The sequence below is a fragment of the Shinella curvata genome (assembly GCF_022899935.1).
Lineage (GTDB): Bacteria > Pseudomonadota > Alphaproteobacteria > Rhizobiales > Rhizobiaceae > Shinella > Shinella curvata.
In genome coordinates, this window is sequence record NZ_JALJCJ010000005.1 from 217,085 (window position 1) to 232,236 (window position 15,152).

Below are 15,152 nucleotides of genomic sequence, written 5' to 3' on the forward strand. Positions count from 1 at the left end.
TGAAACCGGCATTTCCACCCGAAGCCCGACAAAACACGTCGAGCGTTAAAAAAAACCTAGCGAGAATTAATGAATCCCTACCGCTGGTAACCTTTCGTTTACGGGCATCGTTAATCATAGGTTCGATGATTTAAGGCTCAGTAAATGCGGTTCGCAAAAAACAGGGTGGTCCGCATTGATGAGTCTAAAGAGTCGGTTAGCGGTGTTTCTTAACGAGAAAAATTAAGAGACACATTTCTGATTCACATTAAAAATCAGGAGTCTGCCCAAAATAATTAACAGATCGATACACCTTGCCAAAGTGAATCAGGATTTGTTAACCATTTCGTGGCAGCCTCCAAATCAGGCAACGACTGGATCCGTATCGCGTAGGGGGCCAGGTACCTTGAGCGGCGGAAAAGGGGACAGATATGCGGGTTCTACTCATTGAGGACGACAGCGCGACAGCGCAGAGCATCGAGCTGATGCTGAAGTCCGAAAGTTTTAATGTGTATACCACCGACCTCGGCGAGGAAGGTGTCGATCTGGGCAAGTTGTATGATTACGATATCATCCTGCTCGATCTCAATCTGCCCGACATGTCGGGTTATGAAGTTCTGCGCACGCTGCGCCTGTCCAAGGTCAAGACGCCGATCCTGATCCTTTCCGGCATGGCCGGTATCGAGGACAAGGTGCGCGGCCTCGGTTTCGGTGCCGACGACTACATGACGAAGCCGTTCCACAAGGACGAACTCGTCGCCCGCATTCATGCCATCGTGCGCCGCTCCAAGGGTCACGCACAGTCGGTCATTTCGACGGGCGAGCTCATCGTCAACCTCGACGCCAAGACCGTCGAAGTCGGCGGCCAGCGCGTGCACCTGACGGGCAAGGAATACCAGATGCTCGAGCTGCTCTCGCTGCGCAAGGGCACGACGCTCACCAAGGAAATGTTCCTCAACCACCTCTATGGCGGCATGGACGAGCCGGAACTGAAGATCATCGACGTCTTCATCTGCAAGCTGCGCAAGAAGCTCGCAAACGCCGCCGGCGGCGCCAACTACATCGAGACGGTCTGGGGCCGCGGCTACGTGCTGCGCGAGCCCGATGGCGACTACGCCGAAAGCGCGTAATCACACCCCTCCCCCGCTCAAGACTTCGACCCGCCGCTTGCCGGCGGGTTTTTCTTTGTCCGGATCCGGATGAAAGGCATGCCGGAAATGCAAAACGCGGCCAGCTCCTTCGAGCGGCCGCGTTCGAGAACGGTATAGATCGGGCGCCGCTTACGCGGCGATCGAGAGATTGCTGAAGACCTGGGTCAGGATCTTGCGGTCGAACGGCTTCAGGAGGAAATCATCCGCGCCGGCACGCTTGCCCATCATCATCTTCTTCAAGTCCGCCTCGACGACGCAATAGAAGATGCGGACCGACTTGCCCTGCGGCAGGTTGCGGATGTTGCCGATCAACTCGAGCGCACCATCCATCGTGGCATCGACGATCAGGATGTTGGGAAGCTCCGCCTCGCAGCGCACCAGCGCCTCGAGCGAACTCGACGCTTCCAGCACGAGGAAATTGAAGCCGGAAAGAATACGTTTGCCGACCTTCCGGACGACATCGGAACCGTCGGCGATCATCAACCGCTGCATTAGATGCTCCTTGGTCTCCCGCCCGTTAAGCGGGAACAGCACAGAAAGCGACAGTACCGATCACTGGCAAACAAAGCGTTAGCGGCCATGGTTAATGCCAGGCCGCCTTTGCATCATTCGGAGGGTGTCACCAGGCGTGCGCTGAAGACGATCTCTTCCGGGCTGACGGCAACATCGAGTTCCATGCCGGCTTCATCGGCGAGCAGCACCGTGTAGTAGGGCTGGATCGAGTGGGCATCCACGGATTCTTCTGGTGTACCGGACAGGATTTCCGTGAATTTCGGCGGCACGCGCAGCATGCGGCCCTTCACGGCGAGCTTGAAGACCGCGTCGAATTCCGGGTTTTCCAGCGTCACGTCGATCGAACCGCCACGCGGAATGGCGCCATAGGCGACGAGGAAGAGGTTGAGCAGCAGCTTGACCCGGTTCTTCGGGATAATGGCGCGCGGGCCGCTCCAGGTGATCTCGGTCTTCTTTTCGGCGGCGGCGAAATCGCGCGCGGCCTTTTCCGCCTCGCCCGTATCGATCGACGCACCGACCGAACCGGAAGCGCCAAAAGCAAGGCGTGCGAATTTGAGACGCACGGAGGCGTTCAACGCGCTGGTACGGATGAGGTCCATCGCCTCGGCATCGGCACCGCCTTCATCGAGCAGTTCGAGACCATTGTTGATCGCGCCGACCGGCGAGATGACGTCATGGCAGACGCGGCTGCACAGAAGCGCTGCCAGATCGGGACCTGTCAGCGTGAGGTTCGGATTTTTCGCCATAAATTTCTCCTGGATCCACGCATTCTTTCATCGCGGGACACCTTGTGAAGGGCGCACGCGGGACCATTCCGCGCGACGCATAGCACGCCATGATTGCGCGAGGCGTGCTCGTTTTGAAGACAGCCATAATGACACCACATTTGGTAAACCGATTGTTAAGACCATCAGATCAAATTGCAGCATGGAACGGGGCCGAGACATCAAGGAAGGCAAACGGGACATGACTGTTACAAATCTGGTCACGGCGGCATTCAGGCTCGCACTTGCGGCCTTTGCGACGTTGCTCCTCGCCCTGCCGGCGCAGGCACAACAGTCCAACCAGTATTCGATGCAGGAAATCGTCGATGCCGGTCATGGTTTCTTCGGCTCCACATCGGGTGGCCTTGCCAAGGTTGTCGAGCGCGCCTTCGAATCCTACGGCCTGCCGAACGGCTACATTCTCGGCCAGGAAGGTTCCGGCGCTTTCGTCGCGGGCCTGACCTATGGCGAAGGTACGCTCAACACCAAGAATGCCGGTCAGCACCCCGTCTTCTGGCAGGGCCCTTCGCTCGGCCTCGACTGGGGCGGCCAGGGCAGCCGCACGATGATGCTCGTCTACAACCTGCCCGATGTGAACGCCCTCTACGATCGTTTCGGCGGCGTCTCCGGTTCGGCCTACGTGATCGCCGGCGTCGGCATGCAGGTGAACGTCAACCGGGATATGGTCCTCGTGCCGATCCGCACCGGCGTCGGCGCCCGTCTCGGCATCAATGCGGGCTATCTCAAGCTCACCCGCCAGCCGACTTGGAACCCCTTCTGATAAATTCCTTCCGAATGAACCTGGCCGCTTGACCGTCTGGTTAACCGAGAGTTGATTTCGCGGGAGCGACCCCTCCCGCAAATCCGGGCAAGTCGCTATAGTGCCCTTGCCCGACATCCCGTTTGGACCCGCCGCGTTGGATTGGGACCCGTTTTGAAGCGAGTTGATCCGTGATCGAGTATGCCCTCCTCTTCGCGCTTGGCTTCCTCGCCGCCACGCTGACCGGACTGCTCATCGCGCCGGCGATCCAGAAACGCGTCGTCAAGTTCACTGAAGCCCGCATGAAGGCCACCATGCCGCTCAGCCCGCAGGAAGTGCGTGCGCAGAAGGACATGGCCCGCGCCGCCTTTGCCGCCGAAAATGCCAGGCTTTCCCAGAGCGTGCGCCGCGAGCGTGAAAAGCACACGCAACAGATGGTGCGCAACGAAAAGCTCCTTGCGCAAGCTGCCGCCATCGGCACGGAAAACGCCGAACTGCATGCGCAGATCGCCGACATGAACATCGAGGCCGGTGACATGCGCTCGGCTTTCCGGCGCGAGGAGATGAGGGGCGAGCAATTGAAGACGGCGCTTGCCAGCGCCGACCGCGAGGTGCGCAGCCGCCTCACCGAGATCGATAAGCTCAACATGACCATCACCCATCTCCAGTCCGATATCGACGCGATGAAGCTCGATATCGCGACGCAGGAGACCACGATGGAGAACCTGAAGAGCCGCATCGGCAATCTCAAGGACGAGCGCGACAAGGCGCGGGACGACCTGAAGAGCGCAAGCGAAAAGGCAAAATCGCTGGAACTGCGCCTCACCCGCGAAGAGGGCCGCGTGCGCCAGCTCGAGACGCGGCTGACGCGGGAACTTGCCGGTGCTGCCGACAAGGACAATGCAATCGAACGGCGCATCGCGGAAATCAGCCGCCTGCGCGACAAGGTGAAGACGTTGAGCGCCGAAAACAAAGAAGCCGTCAAAGCTGCGCGCACGAATGGCATTGCCCGCGCCCTGGCACCTGGCAAGCTGGCCCCGCGTCGCACCGAAAAACTGGTGCCGCCCATCGACATCGTCGCGCTGGAAGAAGACGTCCGAAACCAGGGAACCGCTCTCTCCGAACGGCTGCTTGCCGCCAAGACCGGCGACAACGACACGGCACTGCGCGAGGAGATGGCCGATCTCGCCAGCAAGATGATCGTACTGACCGCCGCGCGCGAGGGCGCGAGCTCACCGGTACACGAGCTCATCGCAACGCTTGATCCTTCCCTCGACGGCGACGAACGCAGCCTGGCCCAGCGCGTGCGTGAACAGATCGGTCGCGACGAGGCCTGACCCCGAAGGAGCGCGGCATGAAGGCAGCCATCATCGCACTCGCACTCAGCCTCACCGGTGCCAACGCACCGTCTCCGAAACAGGAAGCCACGCTCGCCGGCCAATATTGCGGCCGGCTGTGGAGCAACGGCGCCCTCGTCCAGACCATCACCGAATTGAAGACGGAAAGCGACGGCCGACTGACCGGCACCTACCGGTTCGCCGATGTCGGCACGATGACCTCGGGCACCCTCGACGAACCCGTCCCCATCGCCGGTCTCGACCATACGCTGGACTGGCACGACAAATACGGCAGCGGCAAGCTGATCCTCACCTTCAAGCCCGACTACAGCGGCTTTACCGGAAAGTGGCGGGATCAGTCCGGTTCCCCGAACGAATTGTGGGATGGCGTGCGCTGCTGAGCAACGTCAATCGACGCGGCCCATGGCCAGCGCAATCTGATAGAGCGCAATCCCGCTCGCCGTCGCAACATTGAGACTGTCGAGACCGGGGCGCTGCGGAATACGTGCCGTGTGGAAGCGTGACAGAATGCTCTGCGGCAGCCCCTCACCTTCCGTGCCCAGCACCAGCGCGATACGCCGCGCCGCCGGAATGGCCGCGACCGAAACCGCACCGCGCGGCGACAGCCCCCAGATCTCGAAACCGGCGGACGCCAGCCCCTCGAGCATCGCCTGGGCGCCGAGGCCGCGCGAAAACGGCACGCTCAGCACCGAGCCCACGGAAACCCGGATCGCCTTGCGATAAAGCGGATCGCAGGAGGTTTCGTCGAGGAAGACAGCATCCGCACCGAAGGCTGCGGCATTGCGGAAGATCGAACCGACATTGTCGTGGTTGGAAAGACCGCAGCCGGCCAGAACGAGGCTTGTTTCCGGCACACGTCCGAGCAGCCCTGCACCGGTCTGCGACGCAGGCTTGCGGCCGAGCGCCAGCACGCCCCGATGCATGTTGAAACCGGCAACGGCATCGAAAACCGCGGCCGACGCCACATAGACCGGCACCTCATTGCCAAAGGCCGCGAGGACGCCAGAAAGGCCGGAAAGCCGGTTTTCCAGAAGCAGGATCGCGTCGCAGCCAAATCCGTTCGCCTTGGCTTGCGCGCTGCCGAGCATGCGCAACACCACCGTACCCTCGGCGATGAAAAGCCCGTCTCGGCCGGTCAGGTCCCGCTCGCGGATCGACACGAAGCCCGCGATGCGCGGGTCGGAGGGATCTTCGATGCGGACCGGCGCGCCTGCCATGTCAGGTCAATTGCCCTTGACGTCGATCTCGGCGACCGTGCGGCCTGCGGCGATATCGAAGAGGATCGCCTTGCGCGCCCCATCGGCCGTCACGCCGTAGAACAGGATCTGCCCACCCGACTGCGAGACCGCCGAAACGGCAAAACCGTCCGGCAGCGCCACCATCGCCTTGACCGGCGCGTCGCTGGGCACGGCAACACCGCTCGAAGAGGCAGAAAGGGTGGCGTCCGGCTTGCTTTCCCGCGTGTTGATCTTGTAGACAATGGCCGCGAGAACCGCCAGGAACATCAGGAACATGATGCCGCCCGAAACGAGTTGCAGACGCATCATCTTGCGGCGCACATTCTCCATAACGGGATCGAGCGGCTTGTCTTCCTGCTCGTCGTTTTCGATATTGGACATGGCGACGCCCTTCCGGCAGTGAGTAGATTTGAACGATGACCGACCCCTTTAAAGAAGCCGACGCCACAATGAAAGTCCTGACGGTGCCGGATGATGCCGAAGGGCGCATCGACGCGTGGCTTGCCGCAACGCTTGCCGGCGATTTCTCGCGCAGCCGCATCAAGGCGCTGATCGAGGAAGGGGCGGCTGTCGTCAACGGAACGGTCATGGACGAGCCAAAGCGCAAAGTGCGCGCCGGCGACGTCATCGAATTCACCATGCCCGCCCCGCGCGACCCCGAGCCGAAGGGCGAGGATATCCCGCTCGACGTGCTCTATGAGGATGACGACGTCATCGTGGTGGTGAAGCCCGCCGGCCTCGTCGTGCATCCCGCCGTCGGAAACTGGACGGGAACCCTCGTCAATGCGCTGATCTATCATTGCGGCGCGAGCCTGTCGGGCATCGGCGGCGTGCGCCGGCCCGGCATTGTGCACCGGCTCGACAAGGAGACGAGCGGCGTCATGGTCGTCGCCAAGAACGACCTTTCCCACCGCCACCTCTCCGACCAATTCGCCGACCACGGTCGCACCGGCCCGCTGGAGCGTGCCTACCAGGCCATCGTCTGGGGCCGCCCACGCCAGATCAAGGGCACGATCGATGCCCCGCTCGGCCGCGGCCATGACCGCACCAAGCGCGCCGTCAAGAATGAAGATGCCGACGACGCCCGCGAGGCCATCACCCATTATGAGGTGATCGAGCGCTACGGCGAAACCGAGGACGCGACCTGCCTCGCCTCGCTGGTCGAATGCCACCTCGAAACCGGCCGCACGCATCAGATCCGCGTGCACATGGCCCATATCGGCCATCCCCTGGTCGGCGACCCCGAATATGGTGCGGCCTTCAAGACCAAGGCCAATCGCCTGCCCGAAGGCCCGAAGAGGGTCGTCGACAAGTTCCGCAGGCAGGCGCTGCACGCCTTCCTGCTGCAGTTCGAGCATCCCTCGACCGGCGAGACCATGCGTTTCGAAAGCCCGCCGGCCAAGGACATGGAAAAGCTGATCGAGGCCTTCCGCTCCATCGACAAACCCTCAGAGCCTTGATTTCCGGGCCTCGCTCCCCACCTTAGCAGAGTGTCGCAAAACCCATTTCGTTCTCCCGCCTTCACGCAGCCGTGAAGCCCGCGGTGCCTTGAACCATTGTTTCGCCATACCTATCTTTATGATCAGTGGGACGGCCATGTCCCACGGGGAGCATGGTTGCTGACGGGGATCCGGTCTTCAGGATCAAGCTCCGTACCAAGGCTTGCCGATATGGAAGCCTACTCAGAAAGGGGTGCTGAATGGCCCGCAATACGCTGCCGTCGATCACGGCTGGAGAAGGTGGTCTCAACCGCTATCTCGATGAAATCCGCAAATTTCCGATGCTTGAGCCGCAGCAGGAATACATGCTCGCCAAGCGTTACCAGGAGCACGGCGACCGTACCGCCGCCCACGAACTCGTCACCAGCCATCTGCGCCTCGTGGCGAAGATCGCCATGGGCTATCGCGGCTACGGCCTGCCGATCGGCGAAGTCGTCTCCGAGGGCAATGTTGGCCTGATGCAGGCCGTCAAGAAGTTCGACCCGGAGCGCGGCTTCCGCCTTGCGACCTATGCCATGTGGTGGATCAAGGCCTCGATCCAGGAATATATCCTGCGCTCGTGGTCGCTGGTGAAGATGGGCACGACGGCCAACCAGAAGCGCCTGTTCTTCAACCTGCGCCGCATGAAGAGCAAGATTCAGGCGATCGACGACGGCGACCTCAAGCCCGACCAGGTCAAGGAAATCGCGACCAAGCTCAAGGTCTCGGAGGACGAAGTCATCTCGATGAACCGCCGCCTCTCCGGCGACGCCTCGCTGAACGCGCCGATCAAGGCCGGCGAAGGCGAATCCGGCCAGTGGCAGGATTGGCTCGTCGACGACCATGACAGCCAGGAGCAGACGCTGATCGAGCAGGACGAGCTCGATACGCGCCGCGCCATGCTGGCCCGTGCCATGGGCGTGCTGAACGACCGCGAGCGCCGCATCTTCGAGGCCCGCCGCCTCGCCGAGGATCCGGTCACGCTGGAAGAACTCTCCGCCGAGTTCGACATCAGCCGCGAGCGCGTCCGCCAGATCGAGGTCCGCGCCTTCGAGAAGGTGCAGGAGGCCGTGCAGAAATTCGCGGCCGAGCAGGCCCGTGCCGTCCGCGTCATCGAAGACGCCTGAGGCTCTGCACAAAGCACTGAAACGCAAAAAGGCCCGGCATCGCTGCCGGGCCTTTTCTTTGTGCCTCGTCCCTTAGCCCGCCGTCGACCAGGCCTTCATCACCTTGTCGAAGGCTTCCGCACCAGCGGTACCCTTGTCCAAGGTGATCAGCGCGCGGCGACCGTTGCGATAGGTGATCGGAATGTCGATCCAGCTGCGGGTGCGCAGCAGTTCGGTGTTCTTGGCGATCGCCTCGGGGAAATCGTTGAGCGCGATCATGTGGAAGTCGTCGGTGATCTTCGCGGGCACCGCGATCAGCGCATCACCGCGATCCTGTTCGGTCCGCTTCATCGCCACGCGCTGTACGCCTTCGATACCGCCGCCTTCGAAACTCTCCGGCAGCGAGAAGACCAGTTCGACGATATGGCTTGCCGGCAGGGACTTGTCGGCGTTCCGTCGGAACGTGATGAGTGCGGTCAGGCCCTTGGAGGGCACGTTGACCTGAGCCCGCACCACCGGTTCCGGCTTGGCATCGCCGCCCGGAGATTCCTCGGCTGTGGACCAGGCGACCGTGCCTTCGATTGCCGTCGGCGCCGTCTGGCCCAGGCGCTCCTCATAGAGGAACATCTTCTGCGTTACGCCGATCGCGGCCGGCTGCTCGCCAGTGGCGGCAGGCGTCTGCGTGTCGGTTGTCGTCGCCGTGCCCGTATCGGTCGGCGTCACGGGGGTCTGCGTCGTGCCATCGGTGCCGGTGGCCGGCGTCGCTCCATCGGTCGTACCGGCGGCGGTCGTGCCGGTACCGGTTTCGGTTGTTGCCTCCGCCGTTTCCGGCGTCTGGGCGGCGACCGACTTGCCCTCTTCGGTAGAAACCCCTTCAGGGGCCGCCGCGGGGCCTTCATCGACTTCCGTGCCGTCCGTCAGGAGGCGCTGGGTGAACTTGCCGCTGCTCTGGTCAGCCGAGGCCACCTCGGTTGCCGGCTTGGTCGCGGCACCGTCGGTCTGCGTGTCAGTGGCAGCCGTGTCCGTGGTCGTCGTGGCGGCCGGCGGGTTGCGGCCACCCTCGGCGGTTTCAGGCGTGGCGTCAGGTGTTTCCGTCGTGTCCGGCGACGATGCTGTCAGGGAGACGATACGCTCGTTGACCCAGCCATTCACCGCATCACGATTGAACCAGTAACCGGCGCCTGCGCCGCCCGCGATGGCGATAACGCCGATCAGCGCGGCGATGGCGCCGTAATTGACACGCGATTTGCGTGGCTCGGCCCGGAAGGAGCGCTGCGGCGTGCGGGCTTCGACGGCAGGCGTCTTGGTTACGGCATCCGCGAGACCAGCCTGTTCCATCGACGAGGCCGTCGCGGCAGCGGCAGCGCCGGCCGTCGGGGTAAAGCCGATGAGATCGTCGAGGTCGCCCCATTCGTTCTTCTGCGCGGGCTGTGCCTGCTTGGGCTCTTCGGCTTGTGCCGCCTTCTCCTCGGGCCATTCCCATGCCATCGGATCGGTGCCGGCGGCAGGTTCCTGCTTGTCGGCCGGCGTGGTGACCGGGGCGACATCGCTCCAGTCCCACTGCGCCTCTGCGGCGGGCATGCGGGCATCCGCGACGGGGGCGGCATCCGGCAGCTGCTCGTCATGCACCGGATAGGCTTCGGCGACCGGCTCCACGACCGCGGCAGCCTCGACGGGCTGCGCATCGTTCTGCGGTTCCGGTTCCTGCCAGGAAGGAACGTAGTCGCCCGCCGGCTCGGCCTCGACCTGCCAGGAAGGCTCGACATGTGCCTCGACAACGGCCGGCTGCTGTTCAGGCTCCTCGACAACAGACTCTTCCGCCCCGGTCTCCACGACCGGCTCCGGTTCCTGTTCGGACTCAGGCTCAGGCTCAGGCTCAGGAACCTGCTCCTGGACCGCAACGGTTTCGACCACCGGCTGTTCAACCGGGGGCTCTTCCACCCTGTTTTCTTCTTCAGGCTGCTCCGGCTCGGCTTCGTATGGCACCTGCGCGGCCGGCTCTTCGACGACCTCTGCGACAGGTGCCGCTTCGACGGGCTGCTCTTCAGGCTCTTCGACGGCGGCGGGCTCTTCCACCACCGCTTCCACGGGTTCCGGCTCTGCGGCCTCGACAACGGGATCCTGAACGGTTTCCGGCGCAAGATCGTCGGCGGGCAGCGCCTCGGCGTGCTCGCCTTCGACATCGCTGATCGCCGTCTCGAGCTTGTCGAGCTGGCGCTTCACGAGGTCATCGGAAGGGCGCGGGTTCATGGATTCGAGTTGCCGGCGGACAGCGCCGCGAGCCTTCTCGTAAACCTTCAGCCGCATCTCGGCATTGTTGTCCGAGAGGCCATCAACGGCCCTTCGAATGACTGCTACAAAATCCGCCATCAGAACTTTCCGTGGTGTCCGCACGCTATCCCATTGGAATACGTCACGGAACTGGTGCTAGGCTTGAGATTAATCCTCAAACGGGTCCGTCACAAGTATGGTGTCGTCCCGCTCCGGGCTGGTCGAAAGCAGGGCGACCGGCGCGCCGATCAGCTCTTCGACCTGACGGACATATTTGATCGCCTGGGCCGGCAGATCCGCCCAGCTGCGTGCGCCGACCGTCGATTCCTTCCAGCCTTCGAGCGTGATGTAAACAGGCTCGACGCGGGCCTGCTGGGTCTGGCTGGCCGGCAGGTAGTCGATCTCCTTGCCGTCGAGCTTGTAGCCGACGCAGATCTTCAGCTCGTCGAGACCATCGAGAACGTCGAGCTTGGTGAGCGCGATGCCTGTGATGCCGTTGGTCTTGACCGTCTGGCGCACCAGAACCGCATCAAACCAGCCGCAACGGCGCGGGCGGCCGGTGTTGACACCGACTTCGCGGCCGACGGTCGCCAGATGTTTGCCGATCTCGTCATCCAGCTCGCAGGGGAACGGGCCTTCGCCGACGCGGGTCGTGTAGGCCTTGGTAATGCCGAGCACGTAGTTGATCGCCGTCGGGCCGAGGCCCGAACCGGCGGCGGCCTGGCCGGCAACCGTGTTGGACGACGTCACGAAGGGATAGGTGCCGTGGTCGTTGTCGAGCAGCGCACCCTGCGCGCCTTCGAACAGGATACGCGCGCCCGAGCGGCGCTGCTTGTCGAGCAGATCCCAGACCCGGTCGATATAGGGCAGGATGTGGCCGGCGACCGAGGTCAGCTCCTCTTCGATCGACTCGACGGAGATTTCGGCAAGGCCCATGCCGCGGCGCAGCGCGTTGTGGTGCGTCAGCAGGCGCTCGATCTTCGGGCGCAGCGTCTCGGGCTCGGCAAGGTCGATCACGCGGATGGCGCGACGGCCGACCTTGTCCTCATAGGCCGGGCCGATGCCGCGGCGGGTGGTGCCGATCTTGGTGCCGGTGGCCGACGCCGCGTCTTCGCGCAGCGCGTCGAGGTCGCGGTGCAGGGACAGGATGAGCGGCGCGTTATCGGCGATCCGCAGCACTTCGGGCGTGACGGCCACGCCCTGTGCACGCAGCTTTTCGACTTCCGCAACGAAATGGTGGGGATCAACGACCACGCCGTTGCCGATGACGCTGAGCTTGCCGCGCACGAGGCCGGACGGCAGCAAGGCAAGCTTGTAGCTCACGCCGTTGATGACGAGCGTATGGCCGGCATTGTGGCCGCCCTGGTAGCGAACGATTACCTCGGCCCGTTCCGAAAGCCAGTCGACAATCTTGCCCTTGCCTTCGTCACCCCATTGAGAACCGACAACTACGACACTCGCCATTTCACCTATCCCGTTTTCGCGCGCGAACGCGCTACCGTTTACGCATGCATACGCGTGCGCCTGACACAAACCCGCGCATCTATACTGTGTTGTCTTTGGGAATGCGACCCTGTTATGACGGCCCACATCCGCTTTTTGAATGACACCAAGCGCTTTTTCACGTTACGTCGACCACCTGCCGGTGCGTCCTGCCCGCCCTTTTCACCATCCGGATCCTGCCGCCTTGACCACCAGAGCCTATTTATACCTGTGCATCACGTCACTCTTCTGGGGCGGAAACTCGGTTGCGGGCAAGCTCGCGGTCGGTCATGTGAGCCCGATGGTGCTGACGACCTTCCGTTGGGTCGTCGCGCTTCTCATCATCCTCGCCTTCATGATGCCACAGGTGAAACGCGACTGGCCGGTCATCCGCAAGCATTGGCTTCAACTGCTGCTCTACGGCGTCTTCGGCTTCACGGCCTTCAACGCCCTCCTCTATACCGCGCTCGGCCACACCAGCGCCATCAATGCCGTCATCGAGCAGGCCGGCATTCCCATGCTGATCTTCGTCTTCAACTTCCTGCTCTTCCGCATCCAGGCATCCATCGCGCAGGTCATCGGCTTCACGGTAACGCTCGTCGGTGTGCTGATAACAGCCGCTCATGGCGAATTCTCGGCGCTTGCCGAACTCGAGTTCAATTTCGGCGACGCGTTGATGCTGGTCGCCTGCATCGTCTATGCCGCCTATACGGTCTCGCTACGCTGGAAACCGAACCTGCACTGGCAGAGCTTCATCGCCGCGCCTGCCCTGGGCGCACTCCTCAGCGCCATACCGCTCCTCTTCTGGGAGGTGTCCCGCGATGTCGCGATCTTCCCGGATGCGACCGGCTGGGCCATCGTGCTCTATGCCGGCATCTTTCCCTCCCTCCTCTCGCAAGTTCTCTATGTACGCGGCGTCGAGATGATCGGCGCAAACCGGGCCGGCCTGTTCATCAACGCCATTCCGGTGTTCGGCACACTCCTCTCCGTGCTCCTTATCGGCGAGACCATTCGCCCCTTCCACTTCGTCGCCCTCCTTCTGGTGCTCGGCGGCATCGCGATTGCCGAATGGGGGCGCCCGAAGGAGAAAAAGGCCTAAAAACCCATAGAAATCATAGGTAAATCCCTATATTCCAAAGGTTTTCTCCCTAAAACTGAGGCGGCTCCTTAAACTTTGTTTAGATTTTTAATGGTGCAGTTCGCGCACCATTGCTCTCTTCAGGTTCAAGCCGTGAAAAACATCCGCATTTCCACCCGCATCTATCTCCTTACCGCCATGGCGCTCGTCTTCATGGCGGCTGCCATGATCTACAAGACGCAGGTCGCAAACGAGGAGGTGAATGCCGAGCGCCGCCAGATGCTGCGCAACGTCACGGAATCCGCCATTTCCGTCATCGCGTCCTACGAGAAGCTCGCCAATGAGGGCGCGCTGCCCATCGAGGAAGCCAAGACGCGCGCGATCGCCGACGTGATGGCCATGCGCTTCGGTGAAGGCGGCTACTTCTTCATCAACGGCTTCGACGGCATGATGATTGCCCATCCCCTGAACGCCAAGCTGATCGGCACGGATGTGCGCGGCCTCAAGGATCCCAATGGCAAGGCGTTCAACGTCGAGCTCATCGCCCTCGCCCAGACCCCCGGCAACGGCTTCGTCGACTATGTCTGGGACAAGCCTGGCCAGAGCGAGCCGGTCGAAAAATTCTCCTATATCCAGGGTTTCAAGCCCTGGGGCTGGGGCGTCGGCACAGGCGTTTATGCCGATGACCTCGCCGCGCAGTACTACACTTCCATGGCGACGACGATCGTCATCACGCTGATTGCCGGTATCGCGACGCTGGCTGCCGCCCTCCTCATCGGCCGCTCCATCAGCCGCCCGATCAACCGCCTGAAGGACGTGATGCTCGAAGTCTCGCGCAACGAGACGCAGTCCACCGTGCCGGATACGGATCGCAAGGACGAAATCGGCAACATGGCCGATGCCCTCGTTCTCCTGCGCAACTCGGTCATCGAGCGCAATGCGCTGGAAATCCGCCAACGTGAGCAGCAGGGTATTCTCGACGACGAGCGCAGCGCCAACGAAGAGCGCCAGGCCTCCGTCGCCCGTGGCCAGTCACGTGTCGTCGATACGATCGGTTCCGCACTGGAGCGCCTCGCCCAGGGCGACCTCACCGTCTCCGTGCCGGAACTCGGCGCCGAATATGAGAAGCTGCGTCGTGACTTCAACGGCGCCGTCGCGTCGCTGAAATCCACCATCGCGGCGATTGCCGAATCCACTGCCGTCGTCAACGGCAGCGCCGGCGAGATCAGCCGCGCGGCGAACGACCTCTCGCAGCGCACCGAACAGCAGGCGGCCTCGCTGGAGGAAACCGCCGCCGCCCTCGACGAGATCACCGCCGCCGTGCAGAACTCCACCACCCGCGCCGAGGAAGCAAAGCGCATGGTCTCCGATGCCCGTGCGGGTGCTGCAAAGTCGAGCGAAGTGGTACGCAATGCCATCGACGCGATGGGCCGCATCGAAAGTTCGTCCTCGAAGATCGGCGAGATCATTGGCGTGATCGACGACATCGCCTTCCAGACCAACCTGCTGGCGCTGAATGCCGGCGTGGAAGCGGCGCGTGCCGGTGAAGCCGGCAAGGGCTTTGCCGTCGTCGCCCAGGAAGTGCGCGAGCTTGCCCAGCGCTCCGCCAATGCGGCCAAGGAAATCAAGACGCTGATCAATGCCTCGTCGACCGAAGTCTCCGCCGGTGTCTCGCTGGTCGAGGAGACCGGCACGTCGCTTGGCGATATCGAACGCCGCGTCAACGAGATCAACGATCGCATCGTCTCGATTGCCACCGCCGCGCAGGAGCAGGCCGTCGGCCTCCGGGAAATCAACACGGCCGTCAACCAGATGGACCAGATGACCCAGCAGAACGCCGCCATGGTGGAAGAGACCTCGGCCGCCAGCCAGACGCTGGCCCAGGAAAGCGGTCAGCTCGCCAGCCGCATCGCGCACTTCCAGCTCGCCGGTCACGGCAGCGGCCAGATGCGCCGCGCGGCCTGATCTTAAAAA

14 protein-coding genes are annotated in these 15,152 nt (G+C 62.7%); 8 read left to right on the plus strand and 6 right to left on the minus strand.

Going from position 1 to position 15,152, the window contains the following annotated elements:
- Positions 1–410: 410 nt before the first annotated feature.
- Positions 411–1,109, plus strand: a complete 699-nt coding sequence (ctrA, locus tag MUU55_RS19060; RefSeq protein ID WP_018327818.1) for a response regulator transcription factor CtrA — start codon at positions 411–413, stop codon at positions 1,107–1,109.
- 150 nt (positions 1,110–1,259) lie between these two features.
- On the opposite strand, the gene MUU55_RS19065 is transcribed toward ctrA, so the two are convergent.
- On the minus strand, positions 1,260–1,622 hold the full coding sequence (locus tag MUU55_RS19065; protein WP_244762353.1) for a response regulator: 363 nt from the start codon (positions 1,620–1,622) through the stop codon (positions 1,260–1,262).
- 113 nt (positions 1,623–1,735) lie between these two features.
- Complete coding sequence (gene chpT, locus MUU55_RS19070; RefSeq protein ID WP_244762354.1) at positions 1,736–2,389, minus strand: histidine phosphotransferase ChpT; 654 nt, start codon at positions 2,387–2,389, stop codon at positions 1,736–1,738.
- A gap of 220 nt (positions 2,390–2,609) precedes the next feature.
- Between chpT and MUU55_RS19075 the strand changes: the two genes are divergently transcribed.
- From MUU55_RS19075 to MUU55_RS19085, 3 genes are all read left to right on the plus strand, one after another.
- Positions 2,610–3,188, plus strand: coding sequence for a DUF1134 domain-containing protein (locus tag MUU55_RS19075; RefSeq protein ID WP_244762355.1), 579 nt, complete (start codon positions 2,610–2,612; stop codon positions 3,186–3,188).
- 170 nt (positions 3,189–3,358) lie between these two features.
- Positions 3,359–4,504, plus strand: coding sequence for a coiled-coil domain-containing protein (locus MUU55_RS19080; RefSeq protein ID WP_244762356.1), 1,146 nt, complete (start codon positions 3,359–3,361; stop codon positions 4,502–4,504).
- A 17-nt stretch (positions 4,505–4,521) separates the two neighbouring features.
- Positions 4,522–4,905, plus strand: a complete 384-nt coding sequence (locus tag MUU55_RS19085; protein WP_244762357.1) for a hypothetical protein — start codon at positions 4,522–4,524, stop codon at positions 4,903–4,905.
- A gap of 6 nt (positions 4,906–4,911) precedes the next feature.
- Here the strand turns inward: MUU55_RS19085 and MUU55_RS19090 are convergent, their stop codons facing one another.
- Together MUU55_RS19090 and MUU55_RS19095 are read right to left on the minus strand one after the other, a co-directional pair.
- Entirely contained in the window at positions 4,912–5,742 is an 831-nt protein-coding gene (locus MUU55_RS19090; protein ID WP_244762358.1) for a TrmH family RNA methyltransferase, read from the minus strand.
- Between the two features lie 6 nt (positions 5,743–5,748).
- The gene (locus MUU55_RS19095; RefSeq protein ID WP_244762359.1) at positions 5,749–6,144 is read right to left on the minus strand and encodes a hypothetical protein; all 396 of its coding nucleotides are present in this window, start codon (positions 6,142–6,144) and stop codon (positions 5,749–5,751) included.
- Between the two features lie 35 nt (positions 6,145–6,179).
- Between MUU55_RS19095 and MUU55_RS19100 the strand changes: the two genes are divergently transcribed.
- Positions 6,180–7,223, plus strand: a complete 1,044-nt coding sequence (locus tag MUU55_RS19100; RefSeq protein ID WP_244762360.1) for an RluA family pseudouridine synthase — start codon at positions 6,180–6,182, stop codon at positions 7,221–7,223.
- Positions 7,224–7,462: 239 nt separating this feature from the next.
- A complete protein-coding gene (gene rpoH / locus MUU55_RS19105; protein WP_244762361.1) occupies positions 7,463–8,368 on the plus strand; it encodes an RNA polymerase sigma factor RpoH in 906 nt (301 codons plus the stop codon).
- A 72-nt stretch (positions 8,369–8,440) separates the two neighbouring features.
- Here rpoH and MUU55_RS19110 read toward each other — a convergent pair whose 3' ends face one another.
- Positions 8,441–10,717: a hypothetical protein gene (locus tag MUU55_RS19110; protein WP_244762362.1), complete on the minus strand. Its 2,277-nt coding sequence runs from the start codon at positions 10,715–10,717 to the stop codon at positions 8,441–8,443.
- A gap of 69 nt (positions 10,718–10,786) precedes the next feature.
- A complete protein-coding gene (locus tag MUU55_RS19115) occupies positions 10,787–12,082 on the minus strand; it encodes an adenylosuccinate synthase (RefSeq protein ID WP_244762363.1) in 1,296 nt (431 codons plus the stop codon).
- A gap of 223 nt (positions 12,083–12,305) precedes the next feature.
- Between MUU55_RS19115 and MUU55_RS19120 the strand changes: the two genes are divergently transcribed.
- Positions 12,306–13,199, plus strand: a complete 894-nt coding sequence (locus MUU55_RS19120) for a DMT family transporter (protein WP_244762364.1) — start codon at positions 12,306–12,308, stop codon at positions 13,197–13,199.
- A 132-nt stretch (positions 13,200–13,331) separates the two neighbouring features.
- The gene (locus MUU55_RS19125; RefSeq protein WP_244762365.1) at positions 13,332–15,143 is read left to right on the plus strand and encodes a methyl-accepting chemotaxis protein; all 1,812 of its coding nucleotides are present in this window, start codon (positions 13,332–13,334) and stop codon (positions 15,141–15,143) included.
- Positions 15,144–15,152 lie beyond the last annotated feature (9 nt).